The organism is Methylobacterium sp. J-072 (genome assembly GCF_022829425.1).
Classification (GTDB): Bacteria; Pseudomonadota; Alphaproteobacteria; order Rhizobiales; family Beijerinckiaceae; genus Methylobacterium.
This window is the reverse complement of record NZ_JAKSYK010000172.1, coordinates 43,858-60,761: the sequence shown is the minus strand read 5'-3', so window position 1 is coordinate 60,761 and position 16,904 is coordinate 43,858. Positions and strand designations below refer to the sequence as shown.

Below are 16,904 nucleotides of genomic sequence, written 5' to 3'. Positions count from 1 at the left end.
GACGCATCAAACAGGTTCCGCGTGACTGCATTGAGCGCGGTTAGCGGATGCCAACGATACGCAACCCGTCCGGCCCGGCATCGACCGTCAGCGCGCGATAATCCGGGATTGTCGCGTGCCGCGTCTCGATCGGCCCGTGGTGCGTGGCGGTGACGACCACGACGCTGGCGCCCGCCGCCTCGCCGGCTTTGATCCCGGCCGGGGCATCCTCGAACACCAGGCAATCCGCGGCCGCGACGCCCAGGCGCTTGGCACCCAACAAAAAGCAATCCGGCGCGGGCTTGCCCCGATCGATGTCCTCGGCGGCGACGAGTACGGCCGGGACCGGCATGGCGGCGGCCTCCAGGCGGCGCAGGGCCAGTTGCCGGGGCGCCGAGGTCACGATCGCCCAACGCTCCGCAGGAAGCGCCCGCAGGAAGGTCTGGGCGCCCGGGATCTCGGCGATGTCGCCGACATCCTCGATCTCCGCCTGGGTGATCGCCGCGGCCTCGGCCTCGGGATCGACGCCGGGCAGGCCGAGCCGGCGGATCGTGTCCACCGAGCGCACGCCATGGATTGTCGGCAGGAAGGTCGCCACGTCGAGGCCGTGGCCCTGCGCCCAGCGCGTCCAGGCCCGCTCCGCGGAGGCGATCGAGCTGATGATCGTGCCGTCCATGTCGAACAGGAAGGCGGCGAAGCGGCGCGTCGGGAGGGTTTCGAGACTCATGCCCGAGGGCTACGCGGGCCGGGGCGGGCGGACAACCGCGCCGCACGCACGGCCGCTGCCCGCCCGGTCGCCGTTGACCCGCCTCAGGACCCTTCGGTCTCGGAGCCGGGCGCCTGCCGGTTGGCCGCATGGTCCTGGTACTGGTCGGTCTGGACCGCCTTGCCGTCGAGCCCGCGTTCGTCGCCGTGGCGAGACTTGTCCCGGTTGCTCAGGACCTCGTTCTCGCCGAGCACGCCGTCCGGCAGATCGGTCATGCCGCCGCTGCCCGAGCCCTTGCCCTGACCGCCCGGGCCCATGTGGTGCTTGTCGGCCTTCGCCATGTCGCGCTCCTCATCTTCCAGGGGGTGGACGCCGGGAGATGGAGTCTGCGATCCGTCCGACAAGGCGGGGTCCGGCTGGCCCGTGGCCGCAGGGGCGAGTGCTTCACGGGCCGACGCCGATGGTGTAGCGCGGAGGTAATCCTGGGCCGGATCCCGTCCCTTCGTCGCGAAAACCCGTATCAGATCCATGCCGAGCCGCATCGACGCCACCTTCGCCCGCGCCCGCGCGGAGAACCGGGCCGTCCTCGTCACCTACGTGATGGCGGGCGATCCCGACCCGGAGACCTCCCTGGAGGTCCTGAAGGCGCTGCCCGGCGCCGGCGCCGACATCCTGGAATTCGGCCTGCCGTTCACCGACCCGATGGCCGACGGCCCGGCGATCCAGGCCGCGGGCCTGCGTGCCCTCAAGGCCGGCCAGGGCGTCGCCGGTACCCTCGACCTCGTGCGCCGCTTCCGCGCGGAGAATGACGGCACGCCGATCGTGCTGATGGGCTACTTCAACCCGATCCACACCTACGGCGTCGAGCGGTTCCTCGACGACGCCGTGGCGGCCGGGGTCGACGGGCTGATCGTGGTCGACCTGCCCCCGGAGGAGGATTCCGAGCTGTGCCTGCCGGCCTTGGCCAAGGGGCTCGCCTTCATCCGGCTCGCCACGCCCACCACCGACGAGCGCCGGCTCCCGGCCGTGCTCGCGAACACCGCGGGCTTCGTCTACTACGTGTCGATCACCGGTATCACCGGCACGGCGACGCCGGATTTCGGCAAGGTCTCGGAGGCGGTCGCCCGCATCCGCCGCCATACCGACCTGCCCGTGGTGGTGGGTTTCGGGGTGAAGACCGGCGCCCATGCGACGGCGATCGCCAAGGGCGCCGACGGCGTCGTGGTCGGCTCGGCGCTGGTGGACACGCTGGTCCGCTCGCTCGATGCCGAGGGACGGCCCCAGGCCGGCACCGTCCCGGCCGTGGAGGCGCTGGTGCGGGACCTCGCCGCCGGTGTCCGCGCGGGCGGCGTGGACCGGGCAGCCTGAGCCTGTGATTCCCCCGCCCCCTGGCGCCGGGGGATCCACCACCTGATATCAGCGCGAGCTTGAAGCGAACGGACACGAGTCGATGGTCGAACCGATGAACTGGATCTCGGAGGTGGTGCGCCCCCGGATCAAGACCCTGTTCAAGCGCGAGACGCCGGAGAACCTCTGGGTCAAGTGCCCGGATACCGGCCAGATGGTGTTCCACAAGGAGGTGGAAGCCAACCATTGGGTGATCCCCGGCTCCGAGCATCACCTGAAGATGAGTGCCGCCGCACGGCTCAAGATGATGTTCGACGAGGGCACCTGGATCGACGTGGCGCTCCCCGAGGTCGCCACCGACCCGCTTAAGTTCCGCGACGAGAAGCGCTACGTCGACCGCCTCAAGGAGGCCCGCGCCAAGACCGGGCTGCAGGACGCGTTCAAGATCGGCTTCGGCCGGGTTGGCGGCCTGCCGATGACCCTGGCGGCGCAGGAATTCGGCTTCATGGCCGGCTCCCTCGGCATGGCGGCCGGCGAGGCCTTCGTGCGCGGTGCCGAGACCGCCCTGGAGAAGCGCACCCCCTACGTGCTGTTCTCCGCCTCCGGCGGGGCGCGCATGCAGGAGGGCATCCTGTCGCTGATGCAGATGCCCCGGACCACCGTGGCAGTGCGCCGGCTCAACGCCGCGCGCCTGCCCTACATCGTGGTACTGACCAACCCGACCACCGGTGGCGTCACCGCCTCCTACGCCATGCTCGGCGACGTGCACCTGGCCGAGCCGGGCGCGCTGATCTGCTTCGCCGGCCCCCGGGTGATCGAGCAGACCATCCGGGAGAAGCTGCCGGACGGCTTCCAACGCGCCGAGTACCTGCGCGAGCACGGCATGGTCGATCAGGTGGTCCACCGGCATGCCCTGAAGGAAACGATCGCGCGCATCTGCGGCCTCCTGACCAACGCTGCGACAGCCGAGGCGCCGGGTCCCGCCCAGGCCGCGGCCTAGCCCGCCGCATGGCCTCCTCCGACGCCCTCATGGCGCGATTCCTCGCGCTCCATCCGCGCACCATCGACCTGTCGCTGGGCCGGATCGAGCGGTTGCTGGGCCGGCTGAACCACCCGGAGCGGCGCCTGCCGCCGGTGATCCATGTCGCCGGGACCAACGGCAAGGGATCGACCATCGCGTTCATGCGGGCGATCCTCGAAGCCGGGAGCCTGGCCGCCCACGTCTACACCTCGCCCCACCTCGTCCGGTTCCACGAGCGGATCCGGCTCGGCGGCATCGGCGGCGGGCAGTTCGTGGACGAGGACCGGCTGGCCGACGCGTTCTCGCGCTGCGAGGCCGCCAATGCCGGCGAGCCAATCACGATGTTCGAGATCACCACGGCGGCGGCGTTGCTGCTGTTCTCGGAAAGCCGGGCCGACGTGCTGCTGCTGGAAGTCGGTCTGGGCGGACGGCTCGATGCCACCAACGTCATCGCCCAGCCGGCCTGCGCGGTCGTGACGCCGATCGGGCGTGACCATGCCGAGTATCTCGGCGACACGGTCGAGTCGGTGGCCGCCGAGAAGGCCGGGATCTTCAAGCGCGGCTGCCCAGCGGTGATCGCCGCGCAGGATTACGCCGAGGCCGACGCCGTTCTGTGCCGGCACGCCGAAGCCGTGGGCGCGACCCCGGTCCTGATCGGCAACCAGGATTTCTCCGCGCACGACGAGCGCGGCCGCATGGTCTACCAGGACGAGACCGACCTGTTCGATCTGCCCAGGCCGCGGCTGGCCGGGCGCCATCAATTGGTCAACGCCGCCACCGCGATCACGGCCCTGCGGGCGGCCGGGTTCGGCGATATCGGCAACGCCGCCCTGGAGCGGGGCCTCGTCGAGGTCGACTGGCCCGGGCGGCTGCAACGCCTCGGCCGCGGGCGACTGGCCGCGCAGCTCGATCCCGGGGCCGAGCTGTGGCTCGACGGCGGCCACAATATCGACGGCGGCCGGATCCTCGCCGCCGCCATGGCCGATCTCGGCGAGCGCAGCGACGTGCCGCTGGTGCTGATCGTCGGCCTGCTCAGCACCAAGGACGCCGATGGCTTCCTGCGCAACTTCGTCGGCCTGGCTCGGGCGCTCATCGCGGTCCCGATCACCACCTCGATGGCCGCCCGGCCGGCCGAGGAGGTGGCGCGGATCGGTGAGGGCGTCGGTCTCTCGACCCGGACCGCCCCGAGCATCGAGGCGGCGCTGGCGAAGGTGAAGGACATCGCCTTCGAGCAGCCGCCCCGCATCCTGATCTGCGGCTCGCTCTACTTGGCCGGTCTTGTGCTCGCCGCCAATGATACGCCGCCGGTCTGAGTCGCAGCGCGTCTTTGTCTTGGGCGCTGGCTTTTTTGAAAAGTTGGGTTAACGGCCCGCTAATCGCCGTTGATTCGCCGCATTCGACCCCGCGAAATGACTCGAATGGCCACGCTTTCCCCTTGCTGTGGCAGCGAAGCTACATCCCCGGCAGGTCCGATCCCATAACTTCGGCGTCGATCGGGCTTGTGCTGGGGATCACTGGAATGAAGACGCTTCTCACCTCTCTCGCGGCATTCACCGCGCTTACCGCCGCCGCTTCCGCCGCCGACCTGCCGCGTCGCGCTGCGCCGCCGCCGGTGTTCACCCCCGTTCCGGTGTTCACCTGGACCGGCTTCTACTTCGGTATCAACGCCGGCTACGCGTTCGATGCCAGCGACACCGACAGCAACCGCGGCTTTGTGCAGACCGCCGGCAGCCCGGCCGTGCTGGGCGCCAACGGCCTCGTGCCGTACCGCGCTCTGGCGCCGCTCGGCTCGTCGCTGATCTACAACCGGAACAACCGCGAAGGCTTCTCCGGCGGTGGTCAGATCGGCTACAACTACCAGTTCACCCCGGGCTCGGGCGTCGTGATCGGCTTCGAGGCCGACGCACAGTACCTCGATTTCGGTGGTCGTCCGCGCTACGCCACGAACGCCGCCGCCATCAATCCGGGCTTCATCCCGGTCAACGGCACCCTGAACACGCTGGACTTCTTCGGCACCGTGCGCGGCCGCCTCGGCTACGCCTTTGACAAGACCCTCGTGTACGCCACCGGCGGTTTCGCTTACGCCACCGGTGACCAGGGCACCCAGGGCGTCGCCTTCCAGAACTTCGCTGGCCGTCGCGACGACTTCAAGACCGGCTACACCGTCGGCGGCGGCGCCGAGTTCGCGCTCCCCACCGACTCGTTCCTGAACTTCTTCCGCTCGTCGGCGGTGACGTTCAAGGTCGAAGGTCTGTACGTGAGCCTGGACCGCAACCGCACCGGCCTCCCGCTGGTCGGCGCTGCCCTCAACTCCGGCGCCGTCCTGCCGGTCTACGCCGTCACCGGCAACACCAGCCGCAACACGAACGACTTCGCCGTCGTCCGCGCCGGCCTGAACTACAAGTTCGGCTCGTACTAAGAGCTTTCTCACAAAGCTTTCTCTCGCGAGAGACCCCCGCCGCACGGCCCCGTGCGGCGGGTTTTTTGTGAAAGACTCCAAGATCGAACCAGAATCCCGGGCCTCGGCCCGGGATATTTTTTTTACCAAAACCGACATATTGCGAAGACTTCGATAAAATATAGCAATGTCTCTGACTGGAAACAGCTAAACAGAATATATCTGTATCTAATCCTTCTGATCTAATTTCAATGCCCGAATAGAAATACCTGAATTTGAGGATATTCTTCCGTGCGACCGGCTCCGACTTTTGACCTTTTCTAGCTGAAGTTTATAAAATTCCGGACGTGGGATCGATATCGAGGCAGGGGCCGGCATGACGTTCCGGACAAGCGTGGGCAATCAGCTCGCGATCGCGACGGGCGGCGCAGTGGCGCTGGTCATCCTCGGCCTGCTGGTCATCTCGGGATGGAACGCCAATGCGCGCATCCGGGCGGACTTCACGGCCCAGGCGACGGAGAAAGCCGCCGGGTTCGCCGGACGGGTCTCGACCGAGCTCGCCGAGCCGGTCTCCGCGGCCGTCAGCATGACGGCCAGCCTCTCGGCCCTGATTGAGGGCGGCGCGGCGAAGCGCTCCGACATCCTCGCCGTCACCAAAGCCGTCCTGCAGAGCTATCCGGTCGCCTTCGGCTCCTGGGTCTCCGAAACGACCGACCGGCCCCTGGCCTCGAAGATCTCCGGCCAGGAGGCTGTCAACAAGACCGGCTTGTTCACGCCGTACTGGACTAAGACCAAGGCGGATGCGATCGAATTCAGCACCTTCGAGATCGTGTCCGAGGAGCCCTGGTATGCCGCGCCCCTCGCGAGCGGCAAGAGCCTCCTCACCGAGCCGTATCGGAGCAGCACGGGTGATCTCATCACCTCCGTCTCGGTACCGCTCCGCGCGGAGGGCCGGGTCGTGGGCTTGGCCGGCCTCGATATCAAGCTCAGCCGGCTCCAGGAAATGTTCGGCAGCTTTCACCCGTTCGGCAGCGGCCGGGTGACTCTGCTCTCGGGTGCCGGCAACTGGCTCGTTCCGCCGAGCCAGGATCTCGAGACCAAGGCGTATGACGGCGCCGGCGCGAGCGAGCTGAAGGCCGCCCTCGCGGACGGGCGGATGCGCGTGGTCACTGACGGGCTCGGCGGCGCGCTGCGGCTGATCTACCCGTTCACCGTGCCGAACATGAACACGATGTGGGCGCTGGCCGTCGATGTGCCGGCGACCGTCCTGTCCGAACCCGTCGAGGAGGACCGAAGGGAAATCGTCCTGCGCGGATGCGTCCTGCTGGCGGCGGTCCTGCTCGTGGTCGTCCTGACGACACGCCTCCTCGTGACCAAGCCCTTAGCCGAAGCGGCCCGGATCGTGGAGGCCCTGATCGGGCGCCAGTACGACGTCGTGGTCCCGAACACGGAGCGGCGGGACGAGATCGGCGCGATCAGCCGGGCGCTGGCGCTGTTCCGGGACACGGCGCGGGAGACGGAACGGCTGAAGGCCGAGCAGGAGGCGCTTCAGCGCAGGCAGGAGGCCCGCATGGCGCTGATCCAGCAGCATTCCGAGACGTTCGATCGCCGCATCACGGCGCTCACCGACACGGTGCTCGGCCTCGTCACCGATCTCGATGCGGCCTCCTCCGACCTGTCGAAGCAGGCGCAGTCGACCAGCGAGCGCAGCGTCTCAGTCGCGGCCGCCTCGGAGCAGGCCTCCGCCAATGTCGGGACGATCGCGGCGGCGGCCGAGGAATTGCTGGCCTCGGTCAACGAGATCGGCCGCCAGGTCGGCCTATCGGCTGAGATCACCGGGGACGCGGTGAACCAGGCGCGGGAGGCGAACGGCAAGGTTGGCGGCTTGGCCGATGCCGCCCATCGCATCGAGGAGGTCATCCAGCTGATCAAGGGCATCGCCGGGCGGACCAACCTGCTCGCCCTCAACGCGACGATCGAAGCGGCGCGCGCCGGCGAGGCCGGGCGGGGCTTCGCGATCGTCGCCACGGAGGTCAAGGACCTCGCCGGGCAGACGGCGCGCGCGACGGAGGAGATCGCGCAGCAGATCGAGGCGGTCCAATCGGGGACGAAGGATGCCGTCCAGGCGATCCTGACCATCTCGGATGTCATCGAGAAGATCAGCGAAGTCACCCTGTCGATCCGCGAGGCGGCGGACCACCAGGGCTTGGCCGTGCGCGAGATCGCCCTGAATATCCAGAACGCCTCCGCCGGCACGCGGGACGTCTCGACCAGCATCTCGGATGTCTCGAAATCCGCCGACGGGACGGGCCAGGCCGCCAAGGTGGTGAGTTCCGCTGCCCTCGTCCTGCAGGGCAAGTCCACCGAGCTGCGCCAGGAGGTCGTGACCTTCCTGACGCAGGTTCGCGAAGCCGGCTAAAGCCGGTTCGGTCCTTCGAGGCCCGCCGGCGCGGGCGCCTCAGAGGCGGTGAGTTTTTCGGTTCTTCAACGTGCGGCGGACGGTGCCGCGCTCTTCGAGACGTTTCCTGAACGGGCGCGAGGCGCTTCCTTTTCGGAGCAGGTCGCTGGCTCCACAGGTCTCCAAAGGCCAATGACGAGGCGCGACAGCCCCCCTCTCCCGTGCGGGAGAGGGTTGGGGTGAGGGACCAGGTCTTTCCGGAAAGCTCGCATCCCTCACCCTGTCCCTCTCCCGCACGGGAGAGGGGACCTGCGCCTCATCCTCGGGCGTAGGCCCGTCCCTGGCCGCCCCCGCGTTCGTCTCATCGCTGACTGGCGGGCGACCGATCTGAAGGCCTCGTAGGCTCTCAGGAGGAGGGCGAGGGTGAGAGGAACGCGGTCAAACAGGCTAGAAACCTGTGCGTTGCCGCGCCGGCCGATCACCACCGCAGATTTTGGTACGCTCGGCCTTCGATAGGAAAGCCGAGCGCAGTCCCGGCCCTAGCCGGGCATTGGTCACGCGACCTGTGTGCCGATCCAGCGGGACAGGTCGCCCTTCGGGGCGGCGCCGACCTTCTTGTCGACCTCGGTGCCGTTCTTGAACAGCAGCAGCGTCGGGATCGAGCGGATGCCGTACTGGGCGGCGATCTGCGGGTTCTCGTCGACGTTGACCTTGGCGATCTTCACCTTGCCCTGGAGATCGCTGGCGATCTCTTCGAGCGCCGGGCCGATCTGGCGGCAGGGGCCGCACCATTCCGCCCAGAAATCCACCACGACGGGCTCGGCGGACTTGAGAACGTCCTGCTCGAAGCTCGCGTCGGTTACTTTCACCGTCGCCATAACGTCACCTTTCGGAAGTGGCCGCCGGTGAGGCGGCCTCGGACGGGCAGGGGCCCGCGCGGTTCGATGAGAATTGGCGACGGGCCGGCGCCCGGTCAAGCAGTCCGCCCGCCGATGCATGGGGGCGTCTCCAAGGGCGCATTGCGATGTGCGCTGGCGCATGTCGGGTGGGGAAGGACGCGGGAGAAGACCCTTCCAGCGGATGCCGCCGCGTTGCAGCTTTCTTCCTCGACACCCTCGCCCACCGTCATTGCGAGCGCAGCGAAGCAACCCAGTGATGCGCCACGTTTGAAGATCGCGCGCCGCCCTAGGTTGCTTCGCTGCGCTCGTAATGACGGCGTGAGGCGCGGATGATTCGGCCAGGAACTGTCCACTGCACCCGCCCACCCAAAAAGGCGCCCGTCAGCCCTCGATGCCCGCCTGGCCCAGCGCCGCCCGGATGTCGTCGCCGCTCAAGGTCCGGATCACCGGGCCGGAGGTCCAGATCAGCATCGGCCGAATCGTCCGGTCCGGATAGATCTGGCCGAGGAGCTGCGCGTAGAGGGCGATCTGGCCGGCTTCCGCGGGAGGCAGCGGCTCGTCCTCGGCCGGGGGGCGGCCGGTCTTGAAGTCGGCGATCCGGATCGTGTCGGCCGCGACCGCGAGGCGGTCGACGCGGCCCTGCACCACCCGCTCGGCGCCGCCGGCCCGGACGCGGCCCGTGAGGTTCACCTCGGCGCGGGCGTCGGGGGCGAACAGGGGGGCGAGGTCGGGATCGTCGATCAGGCGCAGCACCGAGCGGACGATGCCGTAAGTCGCCGGGCGCGGAATGCCGGGCGCGCGCGCCCGCACGAAGGCGAGGCCGGCCGCCTCCCGGCGCTCGGGCTCGATCCGCGGCAGATGCTGCAGCAGGGAATGGATCAGGATGCCTCGGCGGCGCGCCTGGGCATCCGCCAGCCGGGGCGGCGGCACCCGCGAGCCGTCGGCCGCCTGGAGGGCGCCGGACGGGTTGAGGACCGGGATCTCCGGCTCCGGCGGCACGGGGCTGCGCAGCCAGTCCGGCTCCGGCTCGCGGGCGAGAGGTGGTGACGGAATCACCGGTGGGCGGAGCGTCTCGGTGCCGTCCCGCCACAGCGTCGCGGGTCCGTAAGGCAGGTCCAGCGCTTGGCCCGCGCCGAGGGCGGCCTCCAGGCCGGCCCGGACCATCCGGCACCAGGCCGCCTCGCTCTCGCGCTCGTGGCCGCGGAACGGCGCGACGATTAGCCGGTCGGCCGCCCGGGTCATGGCGACGTAGAGCAGGCGATTGTGCTCCTGCCGCGCCCGGGCCAGCAGCGCCGCCCGGGCCTCGCCGGTGGCCGCGCAATCCTGCGTCTTCCCGCTGGACCAGACCGGCGGCAGCGCCGTGCCGTTGCCAGCCAGCGGTAGCAGCGGCGGGTCGTTACGCCCGAGGGGCTCGCAGCCGTCCATGACCACGACCACCGGCGCCTCGAGGCCCTTGGCCCCGTGCACGGTCATCACCCGCACCTCGTCGCGGCCCGATTCCATGTCGCGCTTGACCGTGTGGCCGGCCTCGGTGCCGACATAGCGGGCCAGGAAGCCGCCGAGCGAGGGCGCATCCTCGCCGGTCTCGGCCTGGGCGGCGGCGGCCAGGAAGACGTCGATGGCGTCCCCCGCCTCGCCGCCGAGCCGGGCGACCAGCTTCGCCCGTCCGCCCTGCGGCCCGAGGAGCCGGGCGTAGAAGCCGAACGGACCATGGAGCCCCGCGAGCGCGATCCAGTCCGAGAGCGCCGCCAGCCCACGGATCGCCGCGGGATCGCCGGCCTCGGCGTGGCGGTGCAGGGAATCCTCCAGGGTCTCCGACAGGTCGCGGCGGGCGGCGAGCCGCACCAGATCCTCGTCGGTGAGCCCGACCAGCGGCGTTTTGAGCGCGGTGGCGAGCGTCAGATCGTCGGCCGGCAGCAGCCCGGCGCGCCCGGCGGCGACGAGATCGGCCACCGCGATATGGGCCGAGACCTCCAGCCGGTCCTGGCCGGCCACCGGGACGCCGAGATTCTTCAGGGCGCGGATCACCTCCTCGAAGGCCGGCCCGCGCTTGCGCACGAGGATCAGCACGTCGCCCGGGCGCCAGACCCGGCCGGTGGCGTCGCCGGTGGTCGTCCAGGTCCGCACCGCCTGCGCCACGCGGCGGGCGGTGACGATCGCCGGGGCGCTGGTCTCGGGGGCGTCCACCGGCGCCGTCCAGGCATCCGGCTCGGGCGTCGGCTCGGGCTCGGCGATCGGCCACAGCTCGACGGCGCCGGGCGCCCCGGGCCGGGCGCTGGCATGGACGGTCCTGCGGGCGGTGTCCTCGAACGCCAGCCCCTCGTTGTGCGCGTCGAGGGCGAACACCGCGTCGACCGCCTGGAGAACCAGGCCGGTGGAGCGGAACGAGAGGGTCAGCGGCACGTCCTCGAAGGTGAGGCCGGCGGCGCGCGATTCCTGGATCCAGGCCGCCCGGGTGAGGGCGAATTCCCGGGGCTCGGCGCCCTGGAAACCGTAGATCGACTGCTTCGGGTCACCCACCGCGAAGCGGGTCCGGGTTCCGGCCCGGGCGCCCTCGCCGGCGGCGAATTCCTGGGTGATCGCCCGCAGGATCTCCCACTGCTCCGGGTTGGTATCCTGCGCCTCGTCGACCAGAACGTGGTCGATGCCGCGGTCGAGCTTGTACAGCACCCAGCCGGCCCCGACCCGGGCCAGCAGGTCGAGCGCCTTGTGAATCAGGTCGTCGAAATCCAGCGCCCCGAGCCGGGCCTTCTGAGCCTCGACCCGCCGGTGGATCTCGGCGGCGAGCTGGAACAGGGCCTGCGTCCGGGCATGGGCCCGTGCGGCGCGCAAGCGATCGAACAGCGGCTCCAGCCGGTCGCGCTCGGCGATCAGGCTTTCCTTTGCCGATGCCGGGACGCTCTTGGTGCCGAGGCTGCTATCGGCTTTCGGCTCATCCTTCTGGGTGAAGAACACCGCCCGGTAGAGATCGAGCGCCTCGGACCGGTCCGGCAGACCCTCCGACCGCGCCCGCTCGACCTCGGCTGCCGCCAGGGCGTCGGCTAGCTTCTCGTCGTTGGCCTTGCCGGTGCGCAGGGCTTCGATCAAGGCCGCCCGATCCTCGCGGCGGCAGCCCGGGCCGCCATCCAGGATCGCGGCCTCGATGGCCTCCGCAGTCTCTTCGGCGGCAAGCCCCAGCGCCCCGTGCAATTGCGCGAAGGATGCGTCCATCCGAGCCCGGTCGCCGATCAAACTCCGCGCCCGCAACGCCGAACGGATCGCCGCCCGCAGGGTGTCGCCCGTGGCTTCGGGGGTGACCCGGGCGAGGGCGGTGCTGAGCGGCGTGTCGCCGTTCGAGACCGCGTCGGCCAGGACGTTGGCCATCTCGATGTCGAAAATCTCCCGGGCCTTGGTCTCGTCGAGCACCACGAAGCGGGCCGGCACGTTCGCCTCGAACGGGAACATGTGCAGCAACCGCTCGCACAGCGCGTGCAGGGTCTCGATCTTCAGGCCGCCCGGCGTCTCCACCGCCCGGGCGAACAGGCGCCGGGCCATGCGCAGACGCTCCGCGTCGGCCCGCTCGCCGGTCAGCGCCGCGAGTTCGGCAGCCAGCGCCGCGTCGTCCAGGGTCACCCAGCGGCCGAGCAGCCGAAAGACCCGGATCGCCATGTTGGCGGCCGCCGCCTTGGTGAAGGTCAGGCACAGGATCCGGCCAGGAGGCGCGCCGTCGAGGAGCAGCCGCACCACCCGGTCGGTGAGTACCTTGGTCTTGCCGGCTCCGGCATTGGCCGAGACCCAGGCCGAGGCCCGCGGATCGGCCGCCCGGCGCTGGTTGGCCTGGGTCAAGTCGTCGACGACGAAGGGGTTTGCGATTGGGGCGCTGCTCAACGGTCTCATCCGGCTCGGCTGCGGCACCTCTCTACAACAGAAACCCGCCTGCGGGCCGAGCAAGGCGTCACACCGGGCGTTGCGGGATTGCCCCGGGCGCGGTCGCGCCGCATGGATGCATCAGACCTCCTCGCGACACCGAAAACGCCCGTGACCCAGCCGACATCCGAGCCGGCGCGCCCGCCGATCCGCTTCCGGGGCCGCTCCTTCATGGCCACCGTCCTCGCCCCCGTGCCGCCGGTGGCCGAGTGGTTCGGCGATCTCGACGCCCTGAACCGGCGCGCGCCCAATTTCTTCGCCGGCCGGCCGGTGATCCTCGATCTCGCCGGCCTGAAGCTCACCCGCGAGGATCTCGACGGGTTGCTCGCAGAACTCGCCGCCCGCAGGATCGCGATCCTCGGCATCGAGGGTGCGCCGCCGTCGATCCTCACCCCCGAACTGCCGCCGGCCCTGTCGGGGGGCCGCCCGGTCGGCGAGGTCGCCACCCCGGACGCGGATGCGACGCCCGAGCCGGCACCCAAAGAGAGCGCCGCGCGCTCGCTGATCCTCGACGCGCCGGTGCGCTCGGGCCAGACCGTGTTGCATCTCGAAGGCGACGTGACCGTGCTGGGCGCCGTAGCCTCGGGCGCCGAGGTGATCGCCGGCGGCTCGATCCACGTCTACGGCGCCCTGCGCGGCCGGGCGGTGGCGGGCGCGGCCGGCAACCCGAGCGCCCGGATCTGGTGCCGCCGCTTCGAGCCGGAACTGGTGGCGATCGACGGCCTCTACCGCGCCGCCGATGATCTCGACCCGGCCTTCCGGGGCCAGGCCGTGGAGGTGCGACTGGTGGAGGACGCGATCAAGCTGGGTTTGTTCGAGCGGGGGTAAGGGAAGCGACCCTCAAGCCGAAGTTCCGGCACTCCGTGGTGGCCGTCAGCTATTCAGGATGGAACATCCGATGGGCCGCCCTCAACCGGGCAGGGCCGGTTCGGTCTCGATGGGGACGGCAGTCAGCCGCACGTTGAGGGCCTTCATCACCCGCATAGCGGTATCCAGGCTCGGATTTCCCTCGGGAGAGAGGGCCCGATACAGGCTTTCGCGCGAGAGGCCGGCTTCCCGGGCGATCTGTGTCATGCCGCGTGCGCGTGCCACGACACCCAGCGCGTGGCGAAACAGGGCCGGATCGCCCTCCTCAACAGCTGCCGCAAGATACTCCGCGATAGCCTCGTCTGAATCCAGGAATTCTGCCGAGTCGTAAGGTGCGGTCTCAGTCATCGGTCTCTCCTGAGGATGTCAGAGCTAAGATTTTCGCGCGGTCGATATCCCGGTTCTGGCTGCTTTTGTCGCCGCCGCATAAGAGCACAAGCAGGGTCGCGCCTCGCCGAACGAAGTACACGCGATACCCGGGACCGTAATCGATCCGCAGTTCACTCACGCCAGCACCGACGGACTTCACATCCCCGAAGTTGCCGTTCGCCAAGCGGTCTATGCGATTTGCTATCCGCGCCTTCGCCCGATCATCCCGGAGACTCTTCAGCCACCCGGCGAAAACCTCGGTGCGGCGGACAGTGAGCATGTCGAAATGTAGCCCCCGGGCTACGGTCAAACAAGGCGGATTGTGAGGATCACTCTAAGCACTGTCAGGCCGGCGAACGAGGTCGCGAGTCTGGACGCAAGCAAGTCCATCCCCATGAAGCTGCACGCGACGGCCGAGGGGGGCGAAACGCGGCTCGCCAGTTGTGGCACTGAGCGTGAGCTGCCCACACCGGCATACCACGAGTCGTTTTCACTCGGGCGGCACTGGGCGACTTCGAACGGCTCAGTGCTCTCTTGTGCGTGTATTGGGCTCTCTCGATGATCGACGAGTGCGCCTCGCGACCGTAATGGTAAGCACCGGACATCGACCGCTGCCGTAGACGGTGTGTTCGAATTTCGGGTTCCGACCGATCATCGCGGATCGATCTCGCAAGTCATCGATTCAAATTTTTTACCGTAGAAGGCGAGCCGCGCGTTGCCTTTTAGCCGGCGGTCGATCCGAATCCTCAGATCGACGCGGCGGCGCGTTCGACCGCATCATATTGAGAAATTTGATATTTGATAAAGCCTTAGCGCGGATCGGCGCTGCGCGTTCTCAAGATCGGTTGGTGCCGGCCGGCCCCGATGCTTGCGGTTGTAGGGCGACCCCGGCGTCCTGGCTGCGCAGGCCCCAGGCTCCACCGATACCAGGATCCCGGCAGAATTTGCCGACTGGATCCAAAACTTAACCCTTCGGTAACCATGCCCGCCGTCAATGGTCCGGTAAGGACTCTTAACGGGCCGACATGAGCGAAACCCTCCCCGAGCCGATCGACGACCCGGAGACCGCCCCAGCGGCGGCTCCTGCGCCCCGGCCGCTCAGCCTTCGCGGGCGGGCGTTCAAGGGCCTGGCCCTCACCCCCGAGCCGCCGCTGCCCGAGTGGCTTGCGGGCCTCGACGCGGCGCTCAAGCGCTCGCCGACCCTGCTGAAAGGCCGGGCCGTGATCCTGGACTGCGCCCAGCTCAAGCCCGAGCCGGACGCGCTCGAAGCGTTAATGGCCGAGCTCAAGGCCCGCGGCATCGCGGTCCTGGGGATCGAGGGCCTCGAGACCATCGGGTCCGGGTTGCCGCCGCTGCTGGTGCAGGGGCGTCCGTCGGACCGGGTCGAGATCCCGGCCGCCCCCGCCGAGCCGGAGCCGCAGGTGGTGACCTCGATCACCGTCGAGGGCTCGGTCCGCTCCGGACAGAGCGTGATCAACCCCACCGGCGACGTCACCGTGATGGGGTCCGTCTCCTCGGGGGCGGAGATCCTGGCGGGCGGCTCGATCCACGTCTACGGCGCCCTGCGGGGCCGCGCGATCGCCGGTGCGGCGCGCAACCCGCGGGCCCGCATCTACTGCCGCAAATTCGAGCCCGAGTTGCTGGGGATCGACCGCCTCGTGCGGACGGCGGAGGACATGGGCACGGCCCTGCGCGGCAAGGCCGCTCAGGTCTGGCTCGATGGCGGCAACATCCGAATGGCAAGCTTAGACTAACGCAAGCTTAGAAATCAGGGAGATCGACGCGTGGCAAAGGTTCTCGTCGTCACATCGGGCAAGGGCGGCGTCGGCAAGACGACGACGACCGCGGCCCTCGGAGCGGCCCTGGCGCAGGGCGGGCAGAGCGTGTGCGTCGTCGATTTCGACGTCGGCCTGCGCAACCTCGACCTGGTCATGGGCGCCGAGCGCCGGGTGGTCTACGACCTCATCAACGTGGTCAACGGCGACGCCAAGCTGCCGCAGGCGCTGATCAAGGACAAGCGCCTCGACACCCTGTTCCTGCTGCCGGCCTCGCAGACCCGCGACAAGGACGCGCTCACCGATGTCGGCGTCGCCCGGGTGATGGAAGAGCTGCGCGAGCGGTTCGACTGGGTGGTGTGCGACTCGCCCGCCGGCATCGAGCGCGGCGCCCAGCTCGCCATGCACCACGCCGACGTGGCCGTGGTCGTGACCAACCCCGAGGTCTCCTCGGTGCGCGACTCCGACCGGATCATCGGCCTCCTCGATTCCAAGACCGCCAAGGCGGAGAAGGGCGAGGAGATGGAGAAGCACCTGATCCTCACCCGCTACGACCCAATGCGGGCCGACCGCGGCGACATGCTCAAGACCGAGGACGTGCTCGACATCCTGTCGATCCCGCTGCTGGCGATCATCCCCGAGAGCCAGGAGGTGCTGCGCGCCTCGAACCTCGGCTGCCCGGTCACCCTCAACAACCCCCTCTGCGCCCCGGCGCGGGCCTACGCCGATGCGGCGCGCCGGCTGAAGGGCGAGGCCGTGCCGATGAGCATGCCGACCGAGCGCAAGTCCTTCCTCGACAAGCTGTTCATGCGGAGGGCGGCATGAGCATCCTGGGCATCTTCCAGAAGCGCAATTCCGGCGCGGTCGCCCGCGACCGCCTGCAGCTGATCCTCGCCCATGAGCGCGCCGAGTCGGGTCGCCCCGACCTGGTGATGCAGCTCCGCGACGAGATCCTGGCGGTGATCGCCAACCACGTGTCGGTGGAAGCCGACAAGGTGAAGGTCACCCTGGAGCGCGGCGAGGGCGTCTCGACGCTGGGTCTCGACATCGAGCTGCCGCTCGGTGTCTCGGCCAAGCTCGATGCGAAGCTGGCGGCCAAGCTCGCCGAGGTCGCGGCGAACAAGGCCGGGCGGAAGCTGGCAGCCAAGAAGGCCGCTTGAGCCGGGCCGGGATCGTCACCGCCGGCACGAACCTGCGCAAGCCGCGCCCGCTGAGCCGGGTGCGGCTTTTTTTTGAGAA

The 16,904-nt window shown here is 69.4% G+C and carries 15 protein-coding genes; 9 read left to right on the top strand and 6 right to left on the bottom strand.

The genetic code is table 11. The annotated features are described in order from the left end of the window. Positions 1-40 precede the first annotated feature (40 nt). Entirely contained in the window at positions 41-706 is a 666-nt protein-coding gene (locus tag MKK67_RS19750) for an HAD family hydrolase (protein ID WP_243968559.1), read from the bottom strand. Between the two features lie 83 nt (positions 707-789). Then, positions 790-1,026: a hypothetical protein gene (locus tag MKK67_RS19745; RefSeq protein WP_243968557.1), complete on the bottom strand. Its 237-nt coding sequence runs from the start codon at positions 1,024-1,026 to the stop codon at positions 790-792. 187 nt (positions 1,027-1,213) lie between these two features. On the opposite strand from MKK67_RS19745, the gene trpA reads away from it, so the two are divergent. The 5 genes from trpA (at position 1,214) to MKK67_RS19720 (ending at position 7,870) form a co-directional block, all read left to right on the top strand. Continuing rightward, on the top strand, positions 1,214-2,053 hold the full coding sequence (gene trpA / locus MKK67_RS19740) for a tryptophan synthase subunit alpha (RefSeq protein WP_243968555.1): 840 nt from the start codon (positions 1,214-1,216) through the stop codon (positions 2,051-2,053). 82 nt (positions 2,054-2,135) lie between these two features. Beyond that, complete coding sequence (gene accD / locus MKK67_RS19735; RefSeq protein WP_243968553.1) at positions 2,136-3,032, top strand: acetyl-CoA carboxylase, carboxyltransferase subunit beta; 897 nt, start codon at positions 2,136-2,138, stop codon at positions 3,030-3,032. Between the two features lie 8 nt (positions 3,033-3,040). Beyond that, complete coding sequence (locus MKK67_RS19730; RefSeq protein WP_243968551.1) at positions 3,041-4,366, top strand: bifunctional folylpolyglutamate synthase/dihydrofolate synthase; 1,326 nt, start codon at positions 3,041-3,043, stop codon at positions 4,364-4,366. 206 nt (positions 4,367-4,572) lie between these two features. Next, positions 4,573-5,472, top strand: a complete 900-nt coding sequence (locus tag MKK67_RS19725; RefSeq protein WP_243968549.1) for an outer membrane protein — start codon at positions 4,573-4,575, stop codon at positions 5,470-5,472. A 355-nt stretch (positions 5,473-5,827) separates the two neighbouring features. Continuing rightward, positions 5,828-7,870: a methyl-accepting chemotaxis protein gene (locus MKK67_RS19720; RefSeq protein WP_243968546.1), complete on the top strand. Its 2,043-nt coding sequence runs from the start codon at positions 5,828-5,830 to the stop codon at positions 7,868-7,870. Positions 7,871-8,403: 533 nt separating this feature from the next. On the opposite strand, the gene trxA is transcribed toward MKK67_RS19720, so the two are convergent. Both trxA and addA read right to left on the bottom strand, forming a co-directional pair. After that, positions 8,404-8,727, bottom strand: a complete 324-nt coding sequence (trxA, locus tag MKK67_RS19715; protein ID WP_243968544.1) for a thioredoxin — start codon at positions 8,725-8,727, stop codon at positions 8,404-8,406. 402 nt (positions 8,728-9,129) lie between these two features. Next, complete coding sequence (gene addA / locus MKK67_RS19710; RefSeq protein ID WP_243968541.1) at positions 9,130-12,615, bottom strand: double-strand break repair helicase AddA; 3,486 nt, start codon at positions 12,613-12,615, stop codon at positions 9,130-9,132. Positions 12,616-12,726: 111 nt separating this feature from the next. Here addA and minC (MKK67_RS19705) point away from each other — a divergent pair, with 111 nt between their 5' ends. Then, the gene (gene minC, locus MKK67_RS19705; protein ID WP_243968539.1) at positions 12,727-13,482 is read left to right on the top strand and encodes a septum site-determining protein MinC; all 756 of its coding nucleotides are present in this window, start codon (positions 12,727-12,729) and stop codon (positions 13,480-13,482) included. 81 nt (positions 13,483-13,563) lie between these two features. Here minC (MKK67_RS19705) and MKK67_RS19700 read toward each other — a convergent pair whose 3' ends face one another. Together MKK67_RS19700 and MKK67_RS19695 are read right to left on the bottom strand one after the other, a co-directional pair. After that, positions 13,564-13,869 (bottom strand): addiction module antidote protein, encoded by a 306-nt coding sequence (locus MKK67_RS19700; protein WP_243968537.1) that lies wholly within the window; start codon positions 13,867-13,869, stop codon positions 13,564-13,566. Then, positions 13,862-14,170 carry a type II toxin-antitoxin system RelE/ParE family toxin gene (locus tag MKK67_RS19695; RefSeq protein ID WP_243968535.1) on the bottom strand — a complete coding sequence of 103 codons (309 nt, stop codon included), beginning with the start codon at positions 14,168-14,170 and terminating at the stop codon, positions 13,862-13,864. Before MKK67_RS19695 ends, MKK67_RS19700 begins: the two co-directional genes overlap by 8 nt. A 745-nt stretch (positions 14,171-14,915) precedes the next feature. Between MKK67_RS19695 and minC (MKK67_RS19690) the strand changes: the two genes are divergently transcribed. The 3 genes from minC (MKK67_RS19690) to minE are packed head-to-tail and all read left to right on the top strand — an operon-like array spanning position 14,916 to position 16,825. Next, positions 14,916-15,644, top strand: coding sequence for a septum site-determining protein MinC (gene minC / locus MKK67_RS19690; protein WP_243968533.1), 729 nt, complete (start codon positions 14,916-14,918; stop codon positions 15,642-15,644). A 30-nt stretch (positions 15,645-15,674) separates the two neighbouring features. Then, positions 15,675-16,490: a septum site-determining protein MinD gene (gene minD, locus MKK67_RS19685; protein ID WP_243968531.1), complete on the top strand. Its 816-nt coding sequence runs from the start codon at positions 15,675-15,677 to the stop codon at positions 16,488-16,490. Continuing rightward, positions 16,487-16,825, top strand: a complete 339-nt coding sequence (minE, locus tag MKK67_RS19680; RefSeq protein ID WP_243968528.1) for a cell division topological specificity factor MinE — start codon at positions 16,487-16,489, stop codon at positions 16,823-16,825. The genes minD and minE overlap by 4 nt, the downstream gene beginning before the upstream one ends. Positions 16,826-16,904: the final 79 nt, after the last annotated feature.

Coding starts and splice junctions, on each gene's coding strand:
- minC (WP_243968539.1), top strand. CDS start 12,727: ATGGATGCATCAGACCTCCTCGCGACACCGAAAACGCCCGTGACCCAG.
- MKK67_RS19730 (WP_243968551.1), top strand. CDS start 3,041: ATGGCCTCCTCCGACGCCCTCATGGCGCGATTCCTCGCGCTCCATCCG.
- MKK67_RS19745 (WP_243968557.1), bottom strand. CDS start 1,026: ATGGCGAAGGCCGACAAGCACCACATGGGCCCGGGCGGTCAGGGCAAG.
- trpA (WP_243968555.1), top strand. CDS start 1,214: ATGCCGAGCCGCATCGACGCCACCTTCGCCCGCGCCCGCGCGGAGAAC.
- accD (WP_243968553.1), top strand. CDS start 2,136: ATGGTCGAACCGATGAACTGGATCTCGGAGGTGGTGCGCCCCCGGATC.
- minE (WP_243968528.1), top strand. CDS start 16,487: ATGAGCATCCTGGGCATCTTCCAGAAGCGCAATTCCGGCGCGGTCGCC.
- MKK67_RS19725 (WP_243968549.1), top strand. CDS start 4,573: ATGAAGACGCTTCTCACCTCTCTCGCGGCATTCACCGCGCTTACCGCC.
- MKK67_RS19695 (WP_243968535.1), bottom strand. CDS start 14,170: ATGCTCACTGTCCGCCGCACCGAGGTTTTCGCCGGGTGGCTGAAGAGT.
- MKK67_RS19750 (WP_243968559.1), bottom strand. CDS start 706: ATGAGTCTCGAAACCCTCCCGACGCGCCGCTTCGCCGCCTTCCTGTTC.
- MKK67_RS19720 (WP_243968546.1), top strand. CDS start 5,828: ATGACGTTCCGGACAAGCGTGGGCAATCAGCTCGCGATCGCGACGGGC.
- MKK67_RS19700 (WP_243968537.1), bottom strand. CDS start 13,869: ATGACTGAGACCGCACCTTACGACTCGGCAGAATTCCTGGATTCAGAC.
- trxA (WP_243968544.1), bottom strand. CDS start 8,727: ATGGCGACGGTGAAAGTAACCGACGCGAGCTTCGAGCAGGACGTTCTC.
- minC (WP_243968533.1), top strand. CDS start 14,916: ATGAGCGAAACCCTCCCCGAGCCGATCGACGACCCGGAGACCGCCCCA.